The sequence below is a fragment of the Nitratireductor sp. genome, from assembly GCF_017794765.1.
GTDB lineage: Bacteria > Pseudomonadota > Alphaproteobacteria > Rhizobiales > Rhizobiaceae > Nitratireductor.
Map to the genome: position 1 here is coordinate 1992387 of NZ_CP051236.1, position 24643 is coordinate 2017029.

At 59.2% G+C, this 24643-nt stretch carries 26 protein-coding genes; 10 read left to right on the plus strand and 16 right to left on the minus strand.

What is annotated here, in order from left to right:
- Positions 1 to 103 precede the first annotated feature (103 nt).
- Positions 104 to 1039: an EamA family transporter RarD gene (gene rarD / locus HF949_RS09415; RefSeq protein WP_292893537.1), complete on the plus strand. Its 936-nt coding sequence runs from the start codon at positions 104 to 106 to the stop codon at positions 1037 to 1039.
- Positions 1040 to 1285: 246 nt separating this feature from the next.
- On the opposite strand, the gene HF949_RS09420 is transcribed toward rarD, so the two are convergent.
- The gene (locus HF949_RS09420) at positions 1286 to 1897 is read right to left on the minus strand and encodes a TIGR00730 family Rossman fold protein (protein ID WP_292893540.1); all 612 of its coding nucleotides are present in this window, start codon (positions 1895 to 1897) and stop codon (positions 1286 to 1288) included.
- Between the two features lie 233 nt (positions 1898 to 2130).
- Between HF949_RS09420 and HF949_RS09425 the strand changes: the two genes are divergently transcribed.
- From HF949_RS09425 to pssA, 5 genes are all read left to right on the plus strand, one after another.
- Entirely contained in the window at positions 2131 to 3525 is a 1395-nt protein-coding gene (locus tag HF949_RS09425; protein WP_366931255.1) for a LysM peptidoglycan-binding domain-containing protein, read from the plus strand.
- Between the two features lie 80 nt (positions 3526 to 3605).
- The gene (locus tag HF949_RS09430; protein ID WP_292893546.1) at positions 3606 to 3965 is read left to right on the plus strand and encodes an ArsR/SmtB family transcription factor; all 360 of its coding nucleotides are present in this window, start codon (positions 3606 to 3608) and stop codon (positions 3963 to 3965) included.
- Entirely contained in the window at positions 3955 to 5832 is a 1878-nt protein-coding gene (locus tag HF949_RS09435) for an ABCB family ABC transporter ATP-binding protein/permease (RefSeq protein WP_292893549.1), read from the plus strand. Before HF949_RS09430 ends, HF949_RS09435 begins: the two co-directional genes overlap by 11 nt.
- Positions 5833 to 5974: 142 nt before the next feature.
- Complete coding sequence (locus HF949_RS09440) at positions 5975 to 6673, plus strand: phosphatidylserine decarboxylase (RefSeq protein WP_292893552.1); 699 nt, start codon at positions 5975 to 5977, stop codon at positions 6671 to 6673.
- Entirely contained in the window at positions 6673 to 7497 is an 825-nt protein-coding gene (gene pssA / locus HF949_RS09445; RefSeq protein ID WP_292893555.1) for a CDP-diacylglycerol--serine O-phosphatidyltransferase, read from the plus strand. The genes HF949_RS09440 and pssA overlap by 1 nt, the downstream gene beginning before the upstream one ends.
- 9 nt (positions 7498 to 7506) lie before the next feature.
- Here pssA and HF949_RS09450 read toward each other — a convergent pair whose 3' ends face one another.
- From HF949_RS09450 to HF949_RS09520, 15 genes are all read right to left on the minus strand, one after another.
- The gene (locus tag HF949_RS09450; RefSeq protein ID WP_292893557.1) at positions 7507 to 8172 is read right to left on the minus strand and encodes a 1-acyl-sn-glycerol-3-phosphate acyltransferase; all 666 of its coding nucleotides are present in this window, start codon (positions 8170 to 8172) and stop codon (positions 7507 to 7509) included.
- Between the two features lie 202 nt (positions 8173 to 8374).
- Positions 8375 to 9124 (minus strand): SDR family NAD(P)-dependent oxidoreductase, encoded by a 750-nt coding sequence (locus HF949_RS09455; protein ID WP_292893560.1) that lies wholly within the window; start codon positions 9122 to 9124, stop codon positions 8375 to 8377.
- Positions 9121 to 10596, minus strand: a complete 1476-nt coding sequence (purF, locus tag HF949_RS09460; RefSeq protein WP_292893563.1) for an amidophosphoribosyltransferase — start codon at positions 10594 to 10596, stop codon at positions 9121 to 9123. Before purF ends, HF949_RS09455 begins: the two co-directional genes overlap by 4 nt.
- A gap of 42 nt (positions 10597 to 10638) precedes the next feature.
- Positions 10639 to 11178, minus strand: a complete 540-nt coding sequence (locus tag HF949_RS09465; protein ID WP_292893566.1) for a CvpA family protein — start codon at positions 11176 to 11178, stop codon at positions 10639 to 10641.
- A 114-nt stretch (positions 11179 to 11292) separates the two neighbouring features.
- Positions 11293 to 12681, minus strand: coding sequence for a DNA repair protein RadA (gene radA, locus HF949_RS09470; RefSeq protein ID WP_292893568.1), 1389 nt, complete (start codon positions 12679 to 12681; stop codon positions 11293 to 11295).
- The gene (alr, locus tag HF949_RS09475; RefSeq protein WP_292893571.1) at positions 12681 to 13856 is read right to left on the minus strand and encodes an alanine racemase; all 1176 of its coding nucleotides are present in this window, start codon (positions 13854 to 13856) and stop codon (positions 12681 to 12683) included. The genes radA and alr overlap by 1 nt, the downstream gene beginning before the upstream one ends.
- Before the next feature lie 7 nt (positions 13857 to 13863).
- Complete coding sequence (locus tag HF949_RS09480) at positions 13864 to 15357, minus strand: replicative DNA helicase (protein WP_292893573.1); 1494 nt, start codon at positions 15355 to 15357, stop codon at positions 13864 to 13866.
- A 231-nt stretch (positions 15358 to 15588) separates the two neighbouring features.
- Entirely contained in the window at positions 15589 to 16848 is a 1260-nt protein-coding gene (locus tag HF949_RS09485; RefSeq protein ID WP_292893576.1) for an SAM-dependent methyltransferase, read from the minus strand.
- Positions 16849 to 17116: 268 nt separating this feature from the next.
- Entirely contained in the window at positions 17117 to 17737 is a 621-nt protein-coding gene (gene rplI / locus HF949_RS09490; RefSeq protein WP_292893579.1) for a 50S ribosomal protein L9, read from the minus strand.
- A gap of 205 nt (positions 17738 to 17942) precedes the next feature.
- Complete coding sequence (gene rpsR, locus HF949_RS09495; protein WP_002963610.1) at positions 17943 to 18191, minus strand: 30S ribosomal protein S18; 249 nt, start codon at positions 18189 to 18191, stop codon at positions 17943 to 17945.
- Positions 18191 to 18622 (minus strand): 30S ribosomal protein S6, encoded by a 432-nt coding sequence (gene rpsF, locus HF949_RS09500; protein WP_292900103.1) that lies wholly within the window; start codon positions 18620 to 18622, stop codon positions 18191 to 18193. The genes rpsR and rpsF overlap by 1 nt, the downstream gene beginning before the upstream one ends.
- A gap of 638 nt (positions 18623 to 19260) precedes the next feature.
- Positions 19261 to 19590, minus strand: a complete 330-nt coding sequence (locus tag HF949_RS09505; RefSeq protein WP_292894330.1) for a hypothetical protein — start codon at positions 19588 to 19590, stop codon at positions 19261 to 19263.
- Positions 19554 to 20315 carry an ABC transporter permease gene (locus HF949_RS09510; RefSeq protein ID WP_065818315.1) on the minus strand — a complete coding sequence of 254 codons (762 nt, stop codon included), beginning with the start codon at positions 20313 to 20315 and terminating at the stop codon, positions 19554 to 19556. The genes HF949_RS09505 and HF949_RS09510 overlap by 37 nt, the downstream gene beginning before the upstream one ends.
- The gene (locus HF949_RS09515) at positions 20312 to 21241 is read right to left on the minus strand and encodes an ABC transporter ATP-binding protein (protein ID WP_292894334.1); all 930 of its coding nucleotides are present in this window, start codon (positions 21239 to 21241) and stop codon (positions 20312 to 20314) included. Before HF949_RS09515 ends, HF949_RS09510 begins: the two co-directional genes overlap by 4 nt.
- A gap of 134 nt (positions 21242 to 21375) precedes the next feature.
- Complete coding sequence (locus HF949_RS09520) at positions 21376 to 21654, minus strand: hypothetical protein (protein ID WP_292894337.1); 279 nt, start codon at positions 21652 to 21654, stop codon at positions 21376 to 21378.
- 177 nt (positions 21655 to 21831) lie between these two features.
- On the opposite strand from HF949_RS09520, the gene fabD reads away from it, so the two are divergent.
- From fabD to HF949_RS09540, 4 genes are all read left to right on the plus strand, one after another.
- On the plus strand, positions 21832 to 22773 hold the full coding sequence (gene fabD, locus HF949_RS09525; protein ID WP_292894340.1) for an ACP S-malonyltransferase: 942 nt from the start codon (positions 21832 to 21834) through the stop codon (positions 22771 to 22773).
- Between the two features lie 51 nt (positions 22774 to 22824).
- On the plus strand, positions 22825 to 23562 hold the full coding sequence (gene fabG / locus HF949_RS09530) for a 3-oxoacyl-[acyl-carrier-protein] reductase (protein ID WP_292894343.1): 738 nt from the start codon (positions 22825 to 22827) through the stop codon (positions 23560 to 23562).
- A 23-nt stretch (positions 23563 to 23585) separates the two neighbouring features.
- Positions 23586 to 24140 carry a GNAT family N-acetyltransferase gene (locus HF949_RS09535; RefSeq protein ID WP_292894346.1) on the plus strand — a complete coding sequence of 185 codons (555 nt, stop codon included), beginning with the start codon at positions 23586 to 23588 and terminating at the stop codon, positions 24138 to 24140.
- 233 nt (positions 24141 to 24373) lie between these two features.
- On the plus strand, positions 24374 to 24610 hold the full coding sequence (locus HF949_RS09540) for an acyl carrier protein (protein WP_007007691.1): 237 nt from the start codon (positions 24374 to 24376) through the stop codon (positions 24608 to 24610).
- The last annotated feature ends 33 nt before the right edge of the window (positions 24611 to 24643 follow it).

The following is a 24643-nucleotide window of genomic DNA, read 5'->3' on the forward strand; positions in this document are numbered from 1 at the left end:
GCGCGCCAATTGCTGGACCAATAAAATGAGATGGCGCCGCTCCGCAGCGATGTGACAGGATGTAGAAACGCCTGTCGCCCGCCGGGCCTGCCGTGGAAAGCACATGTCCGAGATTGCAGAAAAGCCGCTCAGCGCGGACCGAAACGATGCCATGCGCGGGTTCTTTTTCGCGTTGTCCGCTTATGGATTGTGGGGTTTTCTTCCTCTCTACATGAAGCTCGTTTCTCATATCCCGGCGATGGAGGTGGTGGCCCATCGCGTTCTATGGTCGCTGCCGGTCGCAGCCATCATCCTTTATCTTCTGGGGCGCACCGACGATATCCGTCAGGCATTGCGTTCGCCCCGTACGCTTCTCATGGCAGCGCTGACGGCGGCGATTATCTCGTGCAACTGGGGTATCTATGTGTGGGCGATTGCTGTCGACCGGACCGTCGAAACGGCGCTTGGCTATTACATCAACCCGCTGGTCAGCATCGCCATGGCGGCGCTTTTTCTCGGTGAGCGTCTGAACCGTTACCAGATCGCGGCGGTTTGCCTTGCCGGCCTCGCCGTTCTCATCCTCACCACCGATGCGGGCGGTCTGCCCTGGGTGTCCCTCAGCCTGGCCTTCAGCTTCGCAGCCTACGGCATTCTGCGCAAGACTTTGCCCATCGGGCCAAGCCAGGGCTTTTTCCTGGAGGTGCTGATCCTCGCTCTTCCGGCCCTCGGCTATCTCATGTGGCTGGGTGCAAAGGGAGGGGCACACTTTACGCTGTCCAGCCCGGGCGACATCGCGCTGCTGATCGGTTGTGGCCCGGTCACGGCCATCCCGCTCATCCTGTTTGCCATGGGCGCCAAGCTTCTGCGCTATTCAACAATCGGCATCATGCAGTACACCGCGCCAACCATGATCTTCCTGATCGCCGTGTTTGTCTTCAAGGAGCCTTTCGGAGGCGTCAAGGCGGTGGCGTTCGCCCTGATCTGGGCAGCCCTTGCACTTTATAGCTGGTCGATGCTGCGGGATGCACGACGCGCAAAAAATAGCCGCCCCAAAAGCTAAATGAGGGGCGGCGAAAGACGCCCGTGATGTCTGGAAGGGGTGTGCGGCGGACATCGCGGGTCAGGGACGGCTGCGCGGAGCAAACGGAACCGGGAAAACATGAAAGCAGACAGTCCCGGCGGTCGGATTGGGTTCACATGCGATGCACCGCGCCATGAGAGCCAAGCAGTCTAGTGTTACAGAGGCACGGCGTTTGCATAACACCGCGATGACAATCCTGCGCGGCTGCATGAAAGCTGTGGACAGTTAAAGCCGGTCGATGACCGCCTGATCCTCACCATTGGCTGATTTGCGTTCAGTGGCCGCTTTTAGGATTGCGGGAACAATGTCCCGGGCCTCATCCACCACAATGGGACGAACACGGTGATCGGAATGCACAAAGCATTCCAGCTTCATGTGATCGATCAGCGTGAGAAGCGGATTCCAGAAGCCACCTATGTTGGCAAAAACCATGGGTTTGTCATGCCGGGCAAGCTGGGCCCAGGTCATGATCTCGATAATCTCTTCCAGCGTACCAATGCCACCGGGTAGCGCGACAAATGCATCCGAGCGTTCGAACATGGTGTGCTTGCGTTGGTGCATGTCGTCGGTGACGATCAGTTCATCTAGCTCTGCCAGATCGACTTCGTTGGCTTCTCGGCGGATCAGGAATTTTGGAATGATGCCGGTTACCTTGCCACCGGCGTCCATCGTGCCCCGGGCAACGGCACCCATGATGCCTCTGGTTCCCGCGCCATAGACGAGCCGGAGGCGCGCCTCTGCCAGATCGCGACCCAGCGCGAGTCCAGCCTGAAAATAACGTTCATCGCGCCCATTGCTTGATCCGCAATAAACGCAAACCGACTCAATTTTGCTCATGTAACCATTGCTCGTCCTGGCCGCTGCCGCGGTCAAGAGGGTGGTGGCTTTTTCTTGTCGCTTACGCGAAAAAGCGTTACAGCGTTTCACAAAGGGACTATCGTGGGTTTATGGGCTTGACACCTTTAAAGGGGCTTCTTTTTCTCTCCGGCGCTGTCGTGGCGGGTCTCGGGGCCGCATATGTTATGGGCGCCTTCGAAACACGGGAACCTTCCCCGGCAGGTCTGTCATCGATGCCGTCTCCCGAACCGGACGCATCTTCGACCCCGGCGAAGCTGAATGAGCCGGATGCCGGCCCCGGAACAAAGGAAGCGCGCCTGGAAGGGCCAGACGATGCTGAGACGGACAACAGGGCTTCTGAAACTCTGAAGTCTGCTCAGGAGATTGAACCGCCGACATTCGACGTTGTGCGGGTCGAGCCCAATGGATCGATGGTGGTCGCTGGCAAGGCTGCGCCCAATGCGCGGGTCGAGATCATCAATGGAGCGACCGTTCTTGGAACCACGATAAGCGGTCCTTCAGGCGATTTCGCGGCTGTGCTTGATGAGCCTCTGAAGCCAGGGGACTACCAGATCGTTTTGCGGGCAACGACACCAGAAAACCTTGCCGCGACATCCGTTGAAACGGCTATCGTTACAGTGCCCGACAGCGAAACCGGACAGGTGCTTGCACTTGTCGATCAACCGGGTGCGCCCAGCCGCCTGATCACGGTGCCTGAAGCCACAGCCCCCGAAGAGGGCAAGGCGCAGATGGAAGGGGAAGAGAAGGCCGAAGCCACACCAGCAGGCCAGGAGCAAGCGGTCTCGGTAGAAACGCCGCAGGCCGAACCCGCACCAGCCAACGCTCAGGTCATGAGCCCGCCGACGGAAGAGACCGCGCCTGCAGCCGAGCAGCCATCGCCGTCCGCTTCAACAATCGCGCAAACCTCTACGCCCCCCGCGGCAAGCCCGGAAACCCCCTTTATCGAAGCGGTCGAGATTGATGGACGCCAGGTCTTCGTTGCCGGTGCGGCTCGACCCGGCAGCACGATCCGTGTCTACGTGAATCAGATTCTTCTGGGAGAAACGGTCACCACACCCAATGGACGTTTCCTGATCGAAGCGACCCGTGAACTGCCCACCGGTGATTATATCGTGCGCGCTGACATGCTTTCTGATGATGGTCGCAGCGTCATTGCCCGTGCAGCCGTGCCTTTCACGAGGTCGGAGGGTGAGCAGGTGGCGGCTGTCGCTGCCCCGAATGCCGGGCCGGACGTGCGCAATGATGCTTCCGATGACAAGGATGCCCGTCTACCGACCACCGAGACGCCCAAAACGATGCAGGAGCAGAAGACTGCTGCAGCGGCGACTGCGTCTGCTGATCCGGAGACCACGGCTCCAAAGCTCGCTCCGGTGGATGGCTCTGTCATCATCCGTCGCGGCGACACCCTCTGGCATATTTCCCGCCGGGTCTATGGCCGCGGCATTCGCTACACCACGCTCTATCTGGCCAATCAGGACCAGATCGAAGACCCTGACCGCATCTGGCCGGGGCAGGTTTTTGCCGTGCCTGAAAGCACGGAGGAAGGCGAAGCCGCCGATATGGATGCTATCGAGGATCGGACGGTCAAACCGGACAGCCCAAATTAGTCGACAACAAAATTTTTCTTTGCCTTGAAATCGCGAGACCTTTCATCGTATATCGCCGATGAACGATGAAAGGTTCAGCCATGCCCAGAACTATGCCGGACACGTGCTGCGCGCATCACGCCATCACGAGGGGTGTGAGTGCGCTGTCTCATCCTGCACGCATAGAGATACTCAAGCATCTTTCGGGCTATGATGCATGTTGCTGCAAGGATGTGGTGAGACACCTTCACCTCGCGCAGTCGACGGTCTCCCAGCACTTGAAAGTGCTCGTGGATGCGGGGCTCGTGCATGTGCGTCCACAGCGTCAGAGTTCGCGCTATGAGGTCGACACAGAAGCTCTCCAAAGCCTGACCGAAGCCCTGGCGCATCTGACGCAGACCTGCATCGACGCCAAGAAAAGCAGAAAATCAAACCACGAGGCCGAAGCGAATGACCAGTAAAACCGTATCCGCCGAGGGTTCGACTTTCCAGACCTTGCGCAATCTCTGGCCCTATATGTGGCCGTCCCACCGGGCGGATCTGAAACGGCGTGTAGTCATCGCCGCATTCTTCCTGGTGCTCGCCAAGGTCATTCTTGTCTTTGTTCCGTATTTTTACAAATGGGCCACCAACGTCCTGTCCGGTGAAGGCGAGGCGCCCGGCTTCCTACCCGCCATTCTGGCCGGACCGATCATGTTGGTCGTGGCTTACAATGTCGTGCGTGTGGTCCAGCTTGGTTTTAACCAGTTGCGCGATGCGCTTTTTGCAAGTGTGGGGCAGCATGCGGTACGCCAGCTTGCCCACCGCACCTTTGTCCACATGCATCAGTTGTCGCTGCGCTTCCATCTGGAGCGGCGCACGGGCGGGCTGTCGCGCATCATCGAGCGTGGCACCAAGGGTATCGACACGATCGTCCGCTTCACGATCCTGAACTCGATACCCACGGTTCTCGAGTTCGTTCTCGCCGCGGGTATTTTCGCATTCGCCTATGGCTGGGTCTACGTTGCGATCATCGCCGTTACGGTCTGGCTCTATACCTGGTTCACGATCCGAGCGAGTGACTGGCGCATCGGAATTCGTCGGCAGATGAATGATTCGGATACCGATGCCAACACCAAGGCCATCGATTCCCTGCTCAATTTCGAAACGGTCAAATATTTCAATAACGAAGCGATGGAGGCCCGGCGTTTCGACCGGTCCATGGCGCGCTACGAGGATGCGGCAACCCGCACCTGGACATCGCTGGGCTGGCTCAATTTCGGTCAGGGCGTCATTCTGGGGCTGGGCATGACCGCCGCCATGGGGCTGTCGGCCTACGAGGTGATGCGCGGTACACAGACGGTTGGCGATTTCGTTTTCATCAACGCGATGCTGATGCAGCTTTCCATTCCTCTGAACTTCATCGGCTTTGTTTATCGCGAAATCCGGCAGGGCCTGACCGATATCGAGCAGATGTTCGATCTGCTTGACGTTCGTGCTGAGGTCACCGACAGGCCCGATGCAGAGACACTCACCGTTGAGGAGGGCGACGTCCGCTTCGAGAATGTGCGTTTTTCCTATGATCCTGAACGGCCGATCCTCAAAGGCATCAGCTTCGAAATCCCGGCCGGAAAGACTGTCGCCGTTGTCGGCCCTTCCGGTGCAGGGAAGTCCACCATCTCACGCCTTCTTTTCCGCTTCTACGATGCGCAGAGCGGTGAGATCACAATAGACGGGCAGAATGTGAAGGATGTGACGCAGGAAAGTCTGCGCGCGGCTATCGGAATGGTCCCACAGGATACGGTGCTCTTCAACGACACCATTGCCTACAATATCCGGTACGGCAGGCCTGACGCCAGCGATGAAGAGGTGCGCAAGGCGGCCGAATTGGCTCAGATCGGTTCGTTCATCGAGAGTTTGCCGGAAGGATATGACACGATGGTCGGTGAGCGCGGGCTAAAGCTTTCTGGCGGTGAAAAGCAGCGTGTCGCCATCGCCCGCACGATCCTCAAGGCACCACCCATTCTCCTGCTTGACGAGGCCACGTCAGCCCTTGATACGCATACGGAGCAGGAGATTCAGACGGCGCTCGACACCGTCAGCCGCGGGCGGACCACACTGGTGATCGCGCATCGGTTGTCGACCGTGATCAATGCAGATGAGATCATCGTGTTGAAAGGCGGAGAGATAGCCGAACGGGGACGCCATGGAGATCTTCTTGCGGCTGGCGGCCTGTACGCCGAAATGTGGAACAGGCAGCGCGAAGCAACCGAGGCCGAGGAACGCCTGCGCAAGGCGCGTGAAACCGATGAACTGGGCATCGTGGTTCGCCGGAAGCCAGCATATTAGTGGCCATCCCGCAGCTCGCTGACGTGTATCGAAAGGACACGCAGGTGTTGGAAACGGGCCGGCAGTCCTGTTGATGCGTTGCGGGAGAACCCGGATTCCGTTACCAAGGCGGCACATTCATTCGATTTGAAAGTGGCCGCCCATGAGCCTGATTGACACGATCCGCAACACTCTGGTGCCGATCCACCGCGAGGGATACCCATTTATTGCGGCCTTTGCGGGCGCTACGATTGTACTGGGTTTGATCTGGGGGCCGTTGTTCTGGATCGGTCTGATCCTCACGGCCTGGTGCATCTACTTTTACCGTGACCCCGAGCGCGTCACCCCGGTTGACGACAGTCTGGTGATTGCGCCTGCGGATGGCGTGGTGTCCTTCGTGGGCCCCGCCGTCCCGCCTGCGGAACTTGGCATGGGCGACGGGGAGATGACCCGCGTTTCCGTTTTCATGAATGTCTTCTCCTGCCACATCAATCGCGCGCCGGTACGCGGCCGGATTTCGCTGATCGAGCATCGCCCGGGCCGTTTCCTCAATGCCGAGCTCGACAAGGCGAGCACCGAGAACGAGCGCAACGGTCTGGTGATCGAGAGTCCCCACGGCCCGGTTCCGGTGGTGCAGATCGCGGGGTTGGTCGCAAGACGCATTGTCTGCTGGGCAGAAGCACCCGGCCAGATCTCTGTCGGCGAGCGTTTCGGCCTGATCCGCTTCGGGTCCCGTGTCGACGTCTATCTCCCTTCAGGCGCGGTGCCACAGGTTGCCATAGGTCAGACCGCCGTTGGCGGCGAAACTGTGATCGCCGCTTTCGGGCATGACCTCAAGCAGCCCATCGTCAGGGTTTCCTGATGGCCGGGCCCTTTCCACCATTCGAGCCGCATGGCGGGGGCGGGCCGAAACTTAGTGAAATTCCGTTGCGCATGCTGGTGCCGAACGTCATAACCGTTCTGGCAATTTGCGCCGGGCTTTCCGGTATACGACTGGCCTTCGAGCACCGTGTCGAAACGGCGGTGGTCATGGTGCTGATTGCTGCTTTTCTTGACGCGGTGGATGGGCGTGTGGCGCGCATGCTCAAGGCTTCGTCGAAATTCGGCGCACAGATGGATTCACTTGCCGACATCGTGAATTTCGGTGTCGCCCCGGCGCTTGTCCTCTATGCCTATGTTCTGGACAGGGCTGGCGCACTCGGCTGGATTGCAGCGCTCCTGTTTGCCATCGCCTGTTGTCTGAGGCTAGCGCGGTTCAATGTGATGCTTGAGGATCCGGAACGGCCCGCCTGGCACACGGATTATTTTGTTGGTGTTCCCGCGCCTGCCGGAGCGGCGCTTGTGCTCCTGCCAGTTTACCTGGGCTTTCTCGGCATTGCGCCGGATACCACCATGGCCTTTGCCGCATCGGCCTATACCGTTCTGATCGGCTTCCTGCTGGTGAGCCGCTTGCCGGTCTATTCGGGAAAGAGCTCAGGGAGCCGTGTCCCGCGTGAATATGTTCTTCCACTGATTCTGGGGCTGGCGCTCTACGTGCTTCTTCTAACCAGCTTTACCTGGATGACCCTGACGGTCTCAGCGCTTGGTTATCTGGTTTTTCTTGTTTTCAGCATGCGGGCCTACGCCCGCCGTGCGGAACTGGAAGACAGGAAAGTTGCAGAAGAAGCCGGTGACGGCCCGACGTAATTTCCCGTATCAGGTCTCGACTGTTGGCGCAGGGGCGCCACGAACCTCGATCATTCGGCCAAAGAGGGCTTCGGAAGCGCGCATGTCTTCCCTGCCAGAGCGTGCGATCAAGGCCTCGATCGTCATCGGAGGCAGGGTGCGTACGTGGCGCGCCGGTACCAACCCGCGCCGCTCCATATAGACAGGGACCACGTTTGCCTCGGCCTTGAGCGCAATCCGTGCGACGGCACGAAACAGGCGAAACGCCTTGGTGTCCGGCTCCGTGTCGTCAGGCATGTAGACGGCAAGTCGACCATTCCCTTTGAGGCGGCGCACAAGCCTGCGGCTGACGAAAACATGATGCGCGTTGAAGGCAATCGTGCGGGCGAGCGCGCGCCAGGGCTCGAGAAGTGGTGACTTTGCCGATGCTTCGTCCAGAATATGCAGCGTGTCGTCCGGCAACAGTGCAAGCATCGTCGCAGGGTCGAGGCTGGACTGATGCCAAACTGCATAGATCACCGGGGTTTCGGCTTTCCGCGCCAAATCGATCTCACGATCGCTGATGCGGAATACGAGCTTCAAAGGCGCATGCAAGGCCGCCTGGTGAAAGCTGACACCGCGGCGATACTGGACGATGCCTGCCATGGCGGCCCACACCGCCAGAACAAGCAGCACGAATTCGATGATCAGTATCATGCCGCATCTCCCAATCGCCGGTCCTTTACCATTGGGCGCAGCCCGGCATAATTCTCAATGTTCGGTCGGTCACGTCGAAGACGCAGACCTTTCCGCAGCCCCTCGCGGCGCGGTCTCTTCGTCCGCTGCCGGGTGGAAAGGTAACGAATGCGTTCCGCAGGTCAATCGTGAAGTCTGGTTTGAAACCGAGCCTGTATCCGCTTCATTCAGGCATCTGATAGCGAGTGAAGCGATTCTTCTTCACATCGAAGATCAGTCCTGTTTCTGCCAGTTCGGGGCTGGCAAGCGGCAGGATTTTGGCAGCCACTTCAGACGGGTGCGGCAATGTCTCGGGGTCTTCGCCCGGCATGGCTTGTGCGCGCATGGCGGTTCGCGTAGCGCCTGGGTTCACGGAATTGACCCGCAACGACATGTTCTTCGTTTCATCGGCCCAGGAGCGTGCCATCGCCTCAACAGCCGCCTTGGAGGCTGCATAGGGCCCCCAGAATGCGCGCGCGGAATGTGCCGCTCCCGATGACATCACGATGGCGCGTCCCGCATCTGAAGCACGCAGCAGCGGGTCCACTGACCGGATCAACCGCCAGGTGCCGGTCACATTGATGTTCATGACCTTCTCGAAGACCTTGGCCTCCACATGGCCAAGCGGCGCGATCACGCCGAGAACGCCGGCATTGGCAACCAGGATATCCAGTTTGCCCCAGCGCTCATGGATAGCGCCGCCGATACGGTCGATGCCGGCCATGTCGCTCAGGTCAAGCGGAACAAGCGTGGCTTCGCCGCCTGCAGCCTTGATCTCATCGTCGAGTTCTTCAAGACCACCGACAGTGCGCGCCACTGCAATGACATGCGCGCCACACGCTGCAAGCTCCTTTGCCAGAAAATAGCCGATGCCGCGGGATGCGCCGGTGACAAGAGCCAGCCGGCCTTTCAAGTCTGGTTTGGTGTCTGTCATTGACCGCCTGCTGCGAGAAGGGAAAGCGTGCGCACATTGTCTGTGCTGTCGTGATCGGTCAACCGCGTCGGGTAGTCCTTGGTGAAGCAGGCGTCGCAATATTGCGGCTGCTCTGAATTGCGTGCCGCCTCGCCAACCGCGCGGTAGAGCCCGTCAATTGTCAGGAAGGCGAGCGAATCCACCCGAATGAACTCCGCCATCTCCTCGATCGACATGCGTGATGCCAGAAGCTTCGTGGCTTCGGGGGTGTCTACCCCGTAGAAACAGGGCGAACGTGTGGGCGGGGAGGCGATGCGCATATGCACTTCGGCTGCGCCCGCATCGCGCACCATCTGCACGATCTTCTGACTTGTTGTGCCGCGCACGATGGAATCATCCACCAGCACAACCCGCTTGCCCTCAATGCAGCGGCGATTTGCGTTGTGCTTCAGCTTCACACCCATATGGCGGATGGAATCGGTCGGCTGAATGAAGGTACGTCCCACATAGTGGTTGCGTATGATTCCCAGTTCGAAGGGAAGGCCTGCGGCCTGAGCATAGCCAATGGCGGCAGGTGTGCCTGAGTCCGGAACCGGAACGACAATATCAGCTTCGACTGGCATTTCGCGCGCGAGCTCGGCACCAATTTCCTTGCGCACCTCATACACATTGCGTCCCTCGACAAGAGAGTCGGGGCGCGCAAAATACACATACTCGAAAATGCAGAACCGAGGGTTCTCTTTGTTTTCAAACGGGAAAAAGCTCTCGATACCCTTTTCCGTCACGACCACCATTTCGCCCGGTTTCAAATCGCGCACGAACCGCGCGCCGATAATGTCGAGCGCACAGGTCTCCGAGGCCAGGATATAGGCGCCGTCGAGATCGCCCAGAACCAGCGGGCGTATACCCAGCGGATCGCGGCAACCGATCATTTTTTTCGATGTAAGCGCAACAATCGAGAAAGCGCCCTCAATCTGCTGCACGGCCTCGATGAAACGCGCATTGGTGTCGCGTTCCTTGCTGGTGGCGACCAGGTGCAGCACCGTCTCGGTGTCGGAAGTGGACGAGAAGATCGCCCCTTCCTTCTGCAGCTTGCGTTGCACCGTCATGGCGTTGGTAATGTTGCCGTTATGAGCGATCGCAAGTCCGCCATCAGCCAGTTCGGCGAAAAAGGGCTGGACGTTGCGCAGGCCTGAGCCGCCCGTCGTCGCATAGCGCGTGTGGCCGATGGCGCGGCTTCCGCTCAGGCGGTCGAGGACCGACTGTTTGGTGAAAGTATCGCCGATCAGGCCGATATGCCGCTCGACATGGAATTGGGTGCCATCGAAGGAGACGATGCCGGCTGCTTCCTGTCCACGGTGCTGCAGGGCGTGCAGGCCAAGCGTTACGATCGCCGCCGCGTCACTGCGCCCGAATATACCGAAGACGCCGCATTCATCATGAAAATGGTCGTCCGCTTCGCCTGCGAGAGGCAAATTGTCTTCCAGTGCCATTTCTGGCCGCCCTTTCATTGTGACACAGACGGCCTGTGACCGTCAGTTTGCGGTTTCGCTCTCGCCGGATACCCCATCGGTGAGGCGGTCGAAAACCGAATTGTCCGGATCATCCGGAAGCATTCCCTGGATCCATTGGCCCACGCCGTCCAGCAACGGGCGGGATTTGGCTTCCGCTACCCAGCTGGGCGGGTTCGCACCCATCAGCCAGTTGAGAAACAGCAGCGCAACAGCCACCACCAGAATACCGCGTGCGGCACCGTAGAGGAAGCCGAGCGTGCGGTCGAGCGCACCGATCCGCGAATCAATGATGAAGTCCGCGATCTTCATCGTGATGATCGTCACCACGATCAGCGCAATGAGGAAAACGACCGCTGCTGCAACCGCCAGGGCCAACATGTCATTGCTGATATAGGGCGTGACGTAGGGCAGAACCAGCGAATGAAAATAATAAGCTGCCACCGCCGCCGCCGCCCACGAGGCGATCGACAACACTTCGCGTGAGAAACCGCGCACCATGGCCAACATGGCCGAAACGAGCGTGAAGCCGACAAGAATTCCGTCAAGCAACGTGATTGGCATTGTCACCCCTACTCCTTTGGCAGATAGGATGCCCCCGCAAGGTCATTTTCTTCGTCTTTCGGGCCACTGTGCCGCCAATCGATCTGTTCAAACCGCCCCGCCAGGCCGCCCCAGCTACTCCGCCTTGGAGCCCGCGATCCGAGCCACAAGTTCGGCCAGCGCTTCAGGGCGTGCGGACCGCGATGCTATCCCGCCCGATCCGTCCTCATTCCCCGGCGGCATGACCGCTTGGGCAAAACCGAGCTTCTCGGCTTCCTTGAGACGGCTCGCTGCATGTGCAACGGGTCTGACAGCTCCCGAAAGGCTGATTTCGCCGAAATAGACGCAATCGGCGGGCAGGGCAAGCCCGGTGAGCGAGGATACCAGCGCCGCCGCAACCGCCAGATCTGCTGCAGGCTCTGAAATCCGGTAGCCGCCCGCCACGTTCAGATACACATCATGGGTTGCAAACCGCACCCCGCAATGCGCCTCAAGAACGGCCAAAACCATGGAAAGTCTGGCAGAATCCCACCCCACCACGGCGCGGCGCGGCGTGCCGAGCGGGGAGGGCGCGACGAGCGCCTGGATTTCCACAAGAACCGGCCTTGTTCCCTCCATACCAGCGAATACGGCGGCGCCTGGTGCGGCGGCGCTTCGCTCCCCCAGAAACAGCTCCGATGGGTTTGACACTTCGCGCAGGCCCTTGTCGCCCATTTCGAAAACGCCGATCTCGTCGGTCGGCCCAAAACGGTTTTTTACCGTGCGCAGAATGCGGTAGTGATGTCCGCCTTCACCTTCGAAATAGAGAACCCCGTCCACCATGTGTTCCACCACGCGTGGACCTGCGATCTGGCCTTCCTTGGTTACGTGCCCCACAAGAACCACCGCGGCGCCTGTGGATTTCGCATAGCGGATCATGGCCTGGGCCGAGGCGCGCACCTGCGTCACCGTGCCGGGTGCAGACTCGGCCATGTCGGTCCACAGCGTCTGGATGGAATCCAGAATGACGAGATCGGGCCGCTTGCCATCCTCGATCGTGGCCAGAATATCCTCGACATTGGTTTCGGCTGCCAGTTCCACCGGCTGCTGTGCCACATCAAGGCGCTGGGCCCGCAGGCGGATCTGCGCAACTGCCTCTTCGCCCGACACATAAACGATGCGATGACCGCGCGAGGCAAGGGCGGCCGCAGCCTGGGTGAGCAGGGTGGACTTGCCGATGCCCGGATCGCCGCCGACCAGCAGCGCCGAGCCGCGCACGAAGCCGCCGCCGGTCACCCGGTCGAGCTCGCCAATGCCGGTGGTGATTCGCGGGGCGTCCTCAATGTCGCCCGAAAGCGTGGTCAGCGCCACCGCACGCCCCTTGCGGGCCTTGCGCGAGGCCGCCTGGGGGCCGGAACCGATCCCGCTGGAGGTGCCTTCCTCGACGAGCGTGTTCCAGGCACCGCAGCCATCACACTTTCCCGCCCAGCGCGCGTGCACCGTGCCGCAGTTCTGGCAGATGAACTGAACGCGCGCGCGCGCCATCAGGCACCATCTCCGCTGTGAATATAATGACGCTCGAAGCGATGTCCGAGCGCAGTCAACAGTTCATAGGAGATCGTTCCACACGCTGACGCAAGATCGTCTACCGGGATATTCGGTCCCACGAGCTCGATGAAGTCGCCTATCTGCAGTGCATCAGGACCAAGATCGGTGACGTCGAACAGCGTCAGGTCCATTGTGATGCGACCGAGAACAGGTACGCGCTGCCCCTCGATGAAACCGCATGCGCCTTCTTGCAGAACGTTGCGCAATGGCACACCAGCGCCGGAACCTGAGCGATGGTATCCATCGGCATAGCCCGTGGCGGTCACGGCAACGAGCGTGTCGCGGTTGAGAGGTGTTGCGCCGTAGCTGACAGTGCCGCCAGCAGGCACATGCCGCAATTGAGCAATGCGCGCGTGAACACGCACGACTGTACGCATGGGATTGAGCCCATCGCTTAGCGGATTGCTACCATAGAGTGCCACGCCAGGCCGCGTCACATCGCACAGAAATTCGCCACCGAGAAAAATGCCCGCAGAGTTCGCCAGACTTGATTCGGCATCTGGAAAAAGTGCGCGAAGTGCCTGAAATGATTCCAGTTGTTGCTGGTTCATTGGGTGGGTTGGCGTGTCGGCGCAAGCCAGATGACTAAGGATGAGGCGCGGGGTCAGTGCTCCGGTCAGCGCGTTTTCCTGCGCCAGAACATTGGCGCGATCAGCCGAAAGCCCGAGACGGTTCATCCCGGTTTCGACATGAAGGGCACAGGGGCGCGGCGTGTCCCCGTCATCCCAGCCATGCGCCTCCCAGATAGCCAGATCCGATTGCGAGTTCAAAACCGGCAGAAGCCGTCCTTCACGGTAGAATGAGGCTGCTTCAGGACTGAACAGACCGTTGAAGACGTAAATGTCGGCCTCCGGAGCCGACGCGCGAACGGCAAGCCCTTCCTCGGGGAGGGCGACGAAGAATTTTCGACACCCTTCGGCGACCAAGGCTTCCACCACCGGACCCGTTCCGAGCCCATAGGCATCCGCCTTTACAACGGCTCCGGCTTCCGCCGGTGTCGACTGTTCCGCCAGGAACCTGTAATTGGCCGCCAGCGCATCGAGGTCGACCGTAAGTCGCCCTCCCGCCACACGGGGGTCGGCGCCGCGCACTTGCGGATCGGTATGGATCATATCGCTATTACTCAAAACGCTCGGGCATGCGGTCCTCTTCTGCAAGGTCCGAGAAGCGTGTGAATTCGCCCTGGAAGGCAAGCTGTACGGTGCCCGTCGGGCCGTGGCGCTGCTTGGCAATGATCACTTCGGCCTTGCCGCGCACTTCGTTCATCTCGGCTTCCCACTGAAGATACTCCTCGGTACCGGGTTTCGGTTCCTTGTTCTTCAGATAGTACTCGTCACGATAGACGAAAAGCACAACGTCGGCGTCCTGCTCGATGGAACCCGATTCGCGCAGGTCGGCAAGCTGCGGGCGCTTGTCGTCGCGTGACTCCACCTGGCGCGAGAGCTGCGACAGCGCGATAATCGGCACAGAAAGCTCCTTGGCGAGCGCCTTGAGGCCCGTGGTGATCTCGGTGATTTCCTGAACGCGGTTTTGCGCAGATTTCGCGGAAGACCCCTGCATGAGCTGCACATAGTCGATGATGATGACATCGAGGCCACGCTGGCGTTTGAGACGTCTTGCACGGGCTGCGAGCTGGGCGATGGAGATACCACCCGTCTGATCGATGAAAAGCGGAATCTTCTGCATGGTCTGGGCGCAGGCCACGAGTTTCTCGAAATCGCTTTCCGTGATCTCGCCGCGGCGGATCTTGGAGGAGGGGATTTCGGTCTGTTCGGATATGATACGCGTGGCGAGCTGTTCGGACGACATTTCCAGAGAGAAGAAACCGACAACACCGCCATTCGCCGCGGCGTAAGAACCGTCTGCCTGCTGAGCTGGCTCATAGGCTGCCGCAATGTTGAAGGCGATGTTGGTCACCAGCGAGGTTTTACCCATGGCCGGACGACCGGCGAGGATGATGAGGTCCGAAGGTTGGAGCCCGCCCATGCGCGCGTCGAGATCACGCAGGCCCGTCGAAATACCCGAGAGGTGCCCGTCGCGCATGAATGCGGCATTCGCCATGTCGACGGCGATTTTCGTGGCATCGCCAAAGCTCTCGAAGCCACCATCGTAGCGGCCGGTTTCCGCCAGTTCGAAAAGACGCCGCTCCGCATCCTCGATCTGCTTGTTCGGGGCCATGTCCACCGGCGCATCATAGGCGATGTTCACCATGTCCTCGCCGACGGTGATCAGCGCGCGGCGGATGGCCAGATCGTAGATCGCCCGGCCGTAGTCGGCGGCATTGATGATGGTGACGGCTTCCGCCGCAAGGCGTGCCAGATACTGCGCGACGGTCAGTTCGCCGACCTTTTCCTCGGCAGGCAGAAACGTCTTTATCGTGACCGGGTTTGCGGTCTTGCCCATGCGGATGAGTTCGCCTGCAACCTCGAAAATCTTGCGGTGCAGGGGCTCGTAGAAGTGAACGGGTTTGAGGAAATCGGAAACACGGTAAAGCGCGTCATTGTTCACCAGGATCGCGCCAAGCAGCGCCTGCTCGGCTTCGATGTTGTTTGGTGCTTCTCGATAAAGCTGGGTTTCCGCGGTCTCAAGCTTGCGGACTGCCGCCTCTGCCATTTGCTCTTGTTCTTCCGGTATGATTTCGCCACGTGTGCCCGGACAATGATAGACATGAAGCCCCGGCACCCCGAACGTCTTTCGTACCTTTTCTTGGGAGAAGGTGAAAGCTCGGAGATGGTCTGTGACCGCGATTCACAGTTGCAGGTCTCAGCTGTGGGCAAGTTTCAAGATTAGCTTGACCGCGACTGCAGTGAAGCGGCACGCGAATCGCACCAGGGCTCGTGGAATTTATTCCGCCGCCTGCTTGAATTTCCCCGTTCTTTTTCCGGTCGCATCAGCGAGGTGCTTTTCGGCTTCGCCGATATAGGTCCGGGTCAGGGGCAGGGTTTCACGCTTCTTGGCAAGCTGAATCTGGAAGACCACCATTTCCTGCCAGCGGAACGAGGCCTCCGAGCCTGCGAGATAAAACTCCCACATGCGGGCGAAACGCTCATCGTAAATCTCGACCGCCTTGGCACGATTTTTCTGGAAGCGCGCCTGCCAGTGTTTCAGGGTCTCGGCATAGTGCAGCCGCAGGATCTCGATGTCGGTGACGATCAGCCCTGACCGCTCGATCGCCGGCATCATCTCCGAAAGTGCCGGAATATAGCCTCCCGGGAAAATATATTTGCGAATGAACGCGTTGGTCGCGGCTGGCGGCGCCGAACGTCCTATCGTGTGCAACAGCATCACGCCGTCATCGGCCAGAAGGCGCGCGCTCTGGTCGAAGAACGTTCGATAGTGGTTGATGCCCACATGCTCGAACATGCCCACCGAAACGATTCGGTCGAAAGGGCCCTTCAGGGAACGGTAATCGACAATCTCGAAACGTGCTCTGTCGGAGAGTTTCTCCTTCTGGGCTCTTTGAGTGGCCACGCGGTGCTGTTCTTCTGAGAGCGTCACGCCCAGAACATGGGCGTCGAACTGACGGGCAATATCGAGGCCCAGACCGCCCCAGCCACATCCGATGTCCAGGACTTTCTGTCCCGCACCCAGTGCCAGTTTCGCCATGATATGCCGTTTCTTGGCCCTTTGTGCTTCCTCAAGCGAGACCTCCGGCGTTTCGAAATAGGCGCAGGAATACTGCATGTCTTCGTCGAGGAAGAGGCGGTATAGCTCCTCCGAAAGATCGTAATGTCGATGGACGTTGCGTTTCGAGCGCGCAGCGGTGTTCCATTGCTGCAGGCGGCGGAAGGGGTGGCGCAGCGCCTCTCCCAGCCTGACCAGGAAAAGCTGCGAGCCTATTTCGTCCATGTTCGCATAGGCGATCTGAAGGAAGGTGAGAATATCGCCTTCCTCGATGTCAATCTCGCCGTCCATATAGCGTTCGGGGACAGCCAGTGTCGGGTCGATCGCAATGGCGCGTTCGGCAGCCTTGGTATGAATGACGATGTGGACGGGATCGCCGCTCCCGTCCCCGAAAACATGTGTTTTCCCAGCCGCATCGGTGACGGAAAGCTCTCCTTTGCGGACGAGGCGAGAAAGGATTTTTTCGAGCAACCAGTTCATCGCATAACCCCCAAAAGTCTCGGGAGGCCGCAAGTATGAAACAATTTTGAGACGGTTGAAAAGGGGGGAGGCCCCTGCTGGTCTGCAGTCAGCTACATGCTCTTGCCGCTTCTTGCCATTCCGGGCCGGAAGAACCGCTGAAATCCAAGCCGTTTGCGCGAAACATTCAAGGCATGCAAGCCAGGATCAAAACAATTGAATAACGCGATGGCCAGCACAAAAAAAGCCGGGCATGAGCGCCCGGCTTCCAATCTCCGAAACGCGTGATTTACGCGTTTTCGTCGGTCTCTTCCACGGCCGTCTCTTCGGCCGCTGCATCGTCATCTTCATACTCGGCTTCTGGATCGAAGAACTCGTCCGGACGCGCGCTGTCGTTGATGTCTTCGCCGTAGATGGCTTCAGCCGAATCCAGCGTTTCGCCGCGCGCCTGACGCTCGGCCTCGTCGCTCGAACGCGCAACATTAAGTGTCACGGTGACCTCGACTTCCGGATGAAGTGCAATGGCCACATTGATCAGGCCAATGGTCTTGATCGGCTGGTTAAGCTCAACCTGGTTGCGGCCGATCTTGAAGCCTTCTTCAGCCAGGATCTCGACGATGTCGCGGGTGGCAACCGAACCGTAGAGCTGTCCGGTCTCGGCAGCCGAACGAACGACGACGAAGGACTTGCCGTCGAGCTTCTCTGCAACAGCCTCGGCTTCCTTCTTCTGTTCCAGATTGCGCGCTTCGAGCTCGACGCGCTGGCTCTCGAATTTCTTGCGGTTGGCTTCGTTCGCGCGCAGAGCCTTCCCCTTGGGCAGGAGAAAATTGCGTGCGTAGCCGTCTTTGACCTTCACCACGTCGCCCATCTGGCCGAGCTTGGCGATACGCTCAAGGAGAATAACGTCCATCGTTTCTGTCCTTTGTCATCGGCGCTTTGCGCCGGAATTTCGTCAAGGCAGGTCAGAAACGGGAATGCCGGCATGCGGCATGAAAGTCGCTGTCCTGCCCGTCGTGGCAGTTAGGGGCATCTGCCCCAACTCGGGATTTGAAAAGCCTCTTCCGCGCCCGCCGCGGTAGAGGGGGCGGGCGGAAAACCGCCCGCGCCAAAAAGTCTTACTTCACCACATAGGGAAGAAGGCCCAGGAAACGGGCGCGTTTGATGGCCTTGGCCAGCTCACGCTGCTTCTTCTGGCTGACTGCCGTGATGCGGGAGGGAACGATCTTGCCGCGCTCCGAGATGTAACGCTGCAGGAGCTTCACGTCCTTGTAGTCGATCTTCGGTGCATTGGCGCCGGAGAACGGGCAGGTCTTGCGGCGACGGTGGAAAGGGCGCCGCGTCGGGATCTGGTTGATGTCGACCATTATTCGGAGCCTTCCTTGTTACTGTCGCGGTCATGATCGCGGCGCGGGCCACGGTCGTCGCGGCGCGGGCCACGCGGGCCACGGTCGTCACGGCGCGGGCCACGGTCGTCGCGGCGCTGCATCATCGCGGAAGGGCCTTCCTCATGCGCGTCGACGCGAATGGTCATGAAGCGCAGAATGTCTTCCGACAGGCCCATCTGGCGCTCGACTTCCTTTACGGCCGCAGCCGGAGCGTCGATGTCCATGAGGGTGAAGTAAGCCTTGCGGTTCTTCTTGATCCGGTAGGCGAGGGACTTCTGCCCCCAGTTTTCAACCCGGCCAACGGAGCCGCCACCAGCCTCGATCACACCCTTGTACTGTTCCACAAGGGCATCGATCTGCTGCTGCGAGAGATCCTGCCGGGCAAGAAACACGTGTTCGTAAAGTGCCATTGTCTTGCCTTTCTTCGTTTCCATCCACCGGCCCAGCGGCTAAGCCTCTGCGACTAGTCTTGTCCCTGAAGGGCCGAAGAAAAGCGCGTTGGACGGTCGAGAGCGGAGACACGGGAGGCGGAAGAACCTGTCTTCACAGCGTACGCTTCGCGAAATCGAGAAAAGCGCACGGCCCTCCGTTCAGCCCCCAGCTGAGACCGGCAGATCGCGCGCTTATACAGGGTTTGTTGCAGGATGCAAGGGACTCCGGGACCGGACGATAACACGATCAGGATAGGTGACCCCTCGGGGAGGGGGAGGCACGAAAAAGAGACACATGGCCACGACATGCCAGATGACCCGCAAGCTGCTGCATACGGGTGCCCCTTCGGTGGCATCGCTTTCGGTCATGGTGCTGTGTAACAGTGCGATAGCGGCATTTGCTTCCTGAGACGGAACACAAATGGGCATGCCGCCAAACGCTGTCGTATGTGTCCACAAAACCGAGCACAGTTGGAAACCCAGCACAACAGGATGGAGGCCGTAGCCCTCCAGAAACGACACAACGGCGCAGGTCTCACCATGACCGGAGCCGGTGGCGATTTGTACAAGAGTACCACTCTGGGGAGAAACAGATGTTGGCATTTCAAGTATCTCGGTCAGGGACTGCTGAAAAATGGCCGATGCAGCGGTGATGTGGAAAACAGGGTTTTGTAAAAACATTGGCGTAAGGAAGCGCGCGCCATGGTCGGAGCATTCTGCTTGAGTATTCGCTTGCGCTGCAGCCGGACGACGCCGGCCTCCAGCGATGCCATGAACGCAACGATTTCCGCAGTTTTCTCACTGATCGGCTGGTGACGGTCGCCGAAACCGGCGAACGCTTTGCAATAGGTCCTGACCCTCGAAACCGGCAGGGAGTCCAAAGACCATTTGAAGACCCTGCGATAGCGCGTCACGTCTTGAGCTTGTAACCAGTCTTGAAAATCCACCAGATGGCACCAAGGCAAAGCGCAAGGAAGAAGGAGATCATGGCGATGCTCACGCCAATCCCCACATCTGCAGTCTCGTAAAAGCTCCAGCGGAAACCGCTGATAAGGTAGAGCACCGGGTTTGCAAGCGTCACCTTCTGCCAGAATTCCGGCAGCATCTCGATGGAGTAGAACGATCCGCCAAGGAAGACGAGCGGCGTGATCACCAGAAGCGGTATCAGCTGAAGTTTTTCAAAATTGTCGGCCCATATGCCGATGATGAAGCCGAACAGACTGAAGGTAACCGCCGTCATCACCAGGAAGAACAGCATCCAGAATGGGTGCCTGATTTCTATGGGGACGAAGAGATGCGCCGTAGCCAGGATGATGAGGCCGAGGATCAGCGACTTGGTTGCAGCCGCCCCCACATAGCCAAGCACGATTTCGAAAAAGGAGATCGGTGCCGAGAGAACCTCATAGATCGTGCCGATGAATTTTGGAAAATAGATGCCGAACGATGCGTTGGAGATGGAATTCTGCAACAGCGTCAGCATCATCAACCCGGGAACGATGAACGCGCCATACTGGACGCCGTCGATCTCCTCGATGCGCGAGCCGATCGCCGCGCCAAAGACGATGAAATAAAGCGAGGTGGAGAGCACGGGCGAAATCACGCTTTGAAGAAGCGTGCGCTTCATGCGGGCCATCTCGAAGAGATAGATGGATTTGACGGCTTCGAAATTCACTTGTTTTCCTCCACCACGAGGCTCACGAAAATGTCTTCGAGCGAGCGCTGTTCCGTATCGAGATCCTTGACGGTGATTCCGGCTTCGCTCAGCGCCGACAACAGGGAGGCAATTCCCGTCCGTTTCGCCTGTGTGTCGTAATGATAGATGATCCGCGTGCCGCCATCGGCGAGTTCGAGATCGTATCCGGAAAGCTGTGCCGGCAACGCGTTCAGTGGCTTCTGTAGATCCAGCGTGAGCTGCTTTTGTCCGAGTTTACGCATCAACTCGGCCTTTTCCTCGACCAAAAGCAGCTGCCCTTTGTTGATGACACCCACCCGGTCGGCAATTTCTTCCGCCTCTTCGATATAGTGCGTGGTCAGGATGATCGTGACACCGGTATCCCGCAAGCGCTTGACGAGCCGCCACATATCCTTGCGCAGTTCCACGTCGACACCCGCGGTCGGTTCATCCAGAAAGAGGATGCGCGGCTCGTGGGCCAGGGCCTTGGCGATCATCACGCGCCGTTTCATGCCGCCCGAGAGAGCCATGATCTGGCTGTCTTTCTTGTCGTAAAGTGAGAGGTCGCGCAGGATCTGCTCGACCAGCGCCGGCGCCGGCTTCTTGCCGAAAAGGCCGCGACTGTAGCTTACCGTTGCCCAGACCGTTTCGAAGGTTTCGGTGTGCAGTTCCTGGGGAACGAGCCCGATCAACTGTCGCGCCTGGCGGTAGTTCTGGACAATATCATTGCCTTCCACGGTTACCGTGCCGGTAGTGGGCTTTACCAGCCCGCAGACGATGGAGATCATCGTCGTTTTTCCGGCCCCGTTTGGGCCGAGCAGCGCGAGTATCTCGCCGCGCCTGATATCGAGGTCGACCGATTTCAGTGCGGTCACACCAGTGTCGTAGGTCTTTGAAAGATCTTTGATGGAAAGAGCTGTCGTCATGGGAAAAGTCCGTCATGTCGGGGCTTTGGCAGGCCGCGCACATATAGACATTATGCAGCCCGCTTGCCAGCGCACGCGATTGCTCGCTGACAGTTCCTGACATGAACGGACGGTTTTTCTTCCCTTCGCCCGGCTCAGTTGTTTTCCGGGTCGGTCTCCGCAGCGAAGGCGAGTTGCCCGCAGCGCACCATCGCAAAAAGCGCGGGAATGCCGATGATCACCGACAGAATGATCTCGCCGACGGTCTGAAGGTGCAGTAATCCGGAGAGCCCCCATATCCCGGCAGCGGAAGCGGTTGCCACTTCCGTGGAAATGAAGAGTGTCACGGAAACAAAGCCCAAGATCTGCGCGAGCGTAAGCCTGCGGCGAGGTGCAATTTCCTGCTGTCGCGGCCCGTTTGCTTTAAAAGACATGTCTAAAATACCCCTGCACGCCACCGGAATTGGGGCGGAACAGCGATACATCTCTCCTCAATTATGGAGTTTTCATGTCACGGCTCTCGGGGACCGAAAACGCCCAAAAAGCTTGACGCGCCGATTGTGTTGCGTCACCAGATGCGCCCGACAAGGACGAATACCGGAGATTTGGCGATGGGCATCGCTTTCACCTTTCCAGGTCAGGGAAGTCAGGCTGTCGGCATGGGGCGCGATCTGGCCGATGCGTTCCGCGAGGCAAAGGACGTTTTCCAGGAGGTTGATGACGCGCTCAACCAGAAACTTTCCAGAATCATGTGGGAAGGTCCTGAGGACGAACTGACACTCACCGCCAATGCACAGCCAGCGCTGATGGCCGTTTCAATCGCCGCTATGCGGGTGATGGAGAAGGGCGGTCTTTCGCTTAGGGACAAAGTGTCCTTCGTGGCCGGTCATTCGCTTGGTGAATATTCTGCCCTGTGCGCTGCCGGCACATTCTCGCTGGCTGACACCGCGCGGCTTTTGCGCATTCGAGGCAATGCCATGCAGGCTGCCGTGCCGGTGGGCGAAGGGGCGATGGCCGCGATCATCGGTCTCGAAGCTTCAGACGTGGAAGCGGTCTGCTCTGCTGCCGGAAAGGAAGGCGTCTGCCAGATCGCCAATGACAATGGCGGCGGACAGCTCGTGATTTCCGGTGCCAGGAGCGCCGTCGAGGAGGCTGCCAGGCTCGCGTCGGAAAAGGGTGCCAAACGCGCGATCATGCTACCGGTTTCCGCACCCTTCCACTCCGCGCTCATGCAGCCGGCTGCCGAGGCCATGCGAGAAGCGCTCGCCGGTGTCAGGAAACACGCCCCGGCCGTTCCGGTGGTGGCTAATGTCACCGTCTCGCCTTTGAGGGATCCCGAAGAGATAGCCGAACGACTGGTCGAGCAGGTCACGGGTCGTGTGCGCTGGCGCGAAACCATCGACTGGTTTGGAGAGAACGGCGTGGAGACGCTTTATGAAATCGGCTCCGGCAAGGTGCTGTCTGGTCTCGCCCGTCGCATCAACCGTGATCTTGCCGCAGTCCCGGTTAACACACCGGCAGATATCGAAGCGGCAATGGCGGCACTCGGCTGAGCCGGGCCGCTTATACAACGAAGAATTTAGGTGATTGAAAAGGACAAGGCCATGTTTGATCTGAGCGGCCGCAAGGCACTGGTGACAGGGGCGTCCGGCGGCATCGGCGAGGCCATCGCGCGCACTTTGCATGCCCAGGGTGCCGTTGTCGGCCTGCACGGCACGCGGGTTGAAAAGCTGGAGTCGCTTGCCGCCGATCTCGGTGATCGCGTCAGGCTGTTTCCCGCCAACCTGTCTGACCGCAATGAAGTCAAACAGTTGGCCGAAAAGGCGGAATCGGAACTTGAGGGGGTCGATATCCTCGTCAACAATGCCGGCATCACCCGCGACGGCCTCTTCGTGCGCATGAGCGACGATGACTGGGATCAGGTTCTGGAAATCAATCTTGGATCGGTCTTCCGGCTGACGCGCGAACTGACACACCCGATGATGCGCCGCCGATTCGGCCGCATCATAAACATCACCTCCGTTGTCGGCGTTACCGGCAATCCCGGTCAGGCGAATTACTGTGCCTCAAAGGCGGGTTTGATCGGCTTTTCCAAGTCGCTTGCCCAGGAAATCGCCAGCCGGTCGATCACCGTCAACTGCGTTGCCCCCGGCTTCATCGAATCGGCCATGACCGACAAGCTCAACGACAAGCAGCGCGACGCGATCATGGGCGCCATTCCCATGAAACGCATGGGCAGCGGTGAGGAAATAGCGTCCGCTGTAGCATACCTCGCCTCCAACGAGGCCTCCTATGTCACGGGCCAGACCGTGCACGTTAATGGTGGCATGGCAATGATCTGAATACGGCTTGTGCAGGATCAACAATGGACGGGCTCTCCACACGGCGCTTTGATCTACGTGATTTCGAGCCCGCCGACATTCCGGCATTGGCCGCTTACCAGTCAGACCCCCGCTTTGTGTCCGCTCGCAGAAATGCGGGACAGGAAGCGGGGGATCCAGCCGAACTCGTTGCGCTGTTTTGCGCATGGGCGCAGGAGCATCCGCGCCGGAACTACCAGTTTGCCATTGTCGAACGCAGAATCGGACGGGTGGTTGGCTGTGCGGGTGTTCGCACCGCCAATTGTCCACAGGGTAGCGGTGAACTGGGTATTGAACTCTCTGCGGATCTGTGGGGGCGTTACGGCTGCGCCGTTGAAGTCATGTGCGCTCTGCTCGACTTCGGTTTCTCCACACTAAGTCTGCACGAGATTATAGGTGAAACCACTGCCGAAAATCATCAGGCAGCCAGGCTAGCGTCCTTTCTCGGTGCGCGGTGTGAGAAGCCTGCAGGGCACGGAAATAAAGGGCTCCAGCCATCCGGAAATCCGGTCCTGTGGCGATTCCTGTTTCGTGACTGGACCTTTGGGAGGAGTGGTTGAGGCGTCTTTCCCCATAAGCGCGGACACGCGGAATACCTCTTGGCGCGCGCGCTAAAATCGTGATAAGCGCCCGCTCGAAGCCGTTCCGCACGCCGCATGCACAGAGTGCATCGTTAACGGAACATAACAGACTGGGCGTCGATCGTATCGGCGCTTTAGTCGTCATTTCGCTTGATTAGCGGCATTCGTGCGGCTAACGAAGATCGGAAATTCAGAAAGTCGAGGGTTCTCTCATGAGCGATACTGCAGAACGCGTTAAGAAAATCGTTGTCGAACATCTGGGCGTCGAAGGCGACAAGGTGACCGAAGGCGCTAGCTTCATTGATGATCTTGGCGCAGACAGCCTCGACACCGTCGAGCTGGTCATGGCCTTTGAAGAAGAGTTCGGCGTTGAAATTCCGGATGACGCAGCCGAGACGATCCTCACCGTCGGCGATGCTGTGAAGTACATCGACAAGGCGACCGCCTGAGGCCGTCCGGCGTTTTCGTTACGAAACGTAGTC

Coding starts and splice junctions, on each gene's coding strand:
- fabG (WP_292894343.1), top strand. CDS start 22,825: ATGTTTGATCTGAGCGGCCGCAAGGCACTGGTGACAGGGGCGTCCGGC.
- HF949_RS09520 (WP_292894337.1), bottom strand. CDS start 21,654: ATGTCTTTTAAAGCAAACGGGCCGCGACAGCAGGAAATTGCACCTCGC.
- HF949_RS09435 (WP_292893549.1), top strand. CDS start 3,955: ATGACCAGTAAAACCGTATCCGCCGAGGGTTCGACTTTCCAGACCTTG.
- fabD (WP_292894340.1), top strand. CDS start 21,832: ATGGGCATCGCTTTCACCTTTCCAGGTCAGGGAAGTCAGGCTGTCGGC.
- rpsF (WP_292900103.1), bottom strand. CDS start 18,622: ATGGCACTTTACGAACACGTGTTTCTTGCCCGGCAGGATCTCTCGCAG.
- alr (WP_292893571.1), bottom strand. CDS start 13,856: ATGATCCATACCGATCCGCAAGTGCGCGGCGCCGACCCCCGTGTGGCG.
- HF949_RS09430 (WP_292893546.1), top strand. CDS start 3,606: ATGCCCAGAACTATGCCGGACACGTGCTGCGCGCATCACGCCATCACG.
- HF949_RS09440 (WP_292893552.1), top strand. CDS start 5,975: ATGAGCCTGATTGACACGATCCGCAACACTCTGGTGCCGATCCACCGC.
- HF949_RS09420 (WP_292893540.1), bottom strand. CDS start 1,897: ATGAGCAAAATTGAGTCGGTTTGCGTTTATTGCGGATCAAGCAATGGG.
- pssA (WP_292893555.1), top strand. CDS start 6,673: ATGGCCGGGCCCTTTCCACCATTCGAGCCGCATGGCGGGGGCGGGCCG.
- HF949_RS09540 (WP_007007691.1), top strand. CDS start 24,374: ATGAGCGATACTGCAGAACGCGTTAAGAAAATCGTTGTCGAACATCTG.
- HF949_RS09485 (WP_292893576.1), bottom strand. CDS start 16,848: ATGAACTGGTTGCTCGAAAAAATCCTTTCTCGCCTCGTCCGCAAAGGA.
- HF949_RS09465 (WP_292893566.1), bottom strand. CDS start 11,178: ATGCCAATCACGTTGCTTGACGGAATTCTTGTCGGCTTCACGCTCGTT.
- HF949_RS09515 (WP_292894334.1), bottom strand. CDS start 21,241: ATGACGACAGCTCTTTCCATCAAAGATCTTTCAAAGACCTACGACACT.
- HF949_RS09425 (WP_366931255.1), top strand. CDS start 2,131: ATGCCGTCTCCCGAACCGGACGCATCTTCGACCCCGGCGAAGCTGAAT.
- HF949_RS09450 (WP_292893557.1), bottom strand. CDS start 8,172: ATGATACTGATCATCGAATTCGTGCTGCTTGTTCTGGCGGTGTGGGCC.
- HF949_RS09455 (WP_292893560.1), bottom strand. CDS start 9,124: ATGACAGACACCAAACCAGACTTGAAAGGCCGGCTGGCTCTTGTCACC.
- HF949_RS09535 (WP_292894346.1), top strand. CDS start 23,586: ATGGACGGGCTCTCCACACGGCGCTTTGATCTACGTGATTTCGAGCCC.
- purF (WP_292893563.1), bottom strand. CDS start 10,596: ATGGCACTGGAAGACAATTTGCCTCTCGCAGGCGAAGCGGACGACCAT.
- rplI (WP_292893579.1), bottom strand. CDS start 17,737: ATGGACGTTATTCTCCTTGAGCGTATCGCCAAGCTCGGCCAGATGGGC.
- rarD (WP_292893537.1), top strand. CDS start 104: ATGTCCGAGATTGCAGAAAAGCCGCTCAGCGCGGACCGAAACGATGCC.
- HF949_RS09480 (WP_292893573.1), bottom strand. CDS start 15,357: ATGGCAGAGGCGGCAGTCCGCAAGCTTGAGACCGCGGAAACCCAGCTT.
- rpsR (WP_002963610.1), bottom strand. CDS start 18,191: ATGGTCGACATCAACCAGATCCCGACGCGGCGCCCTTTCCACCGTCGC.
- radA (WP_292893568.1), bottom strand. CDS start 12,681: ATGGCGCGCGCGCGCGTTCAGTTCATCTGCCAGAACTGCGGCACGGTG.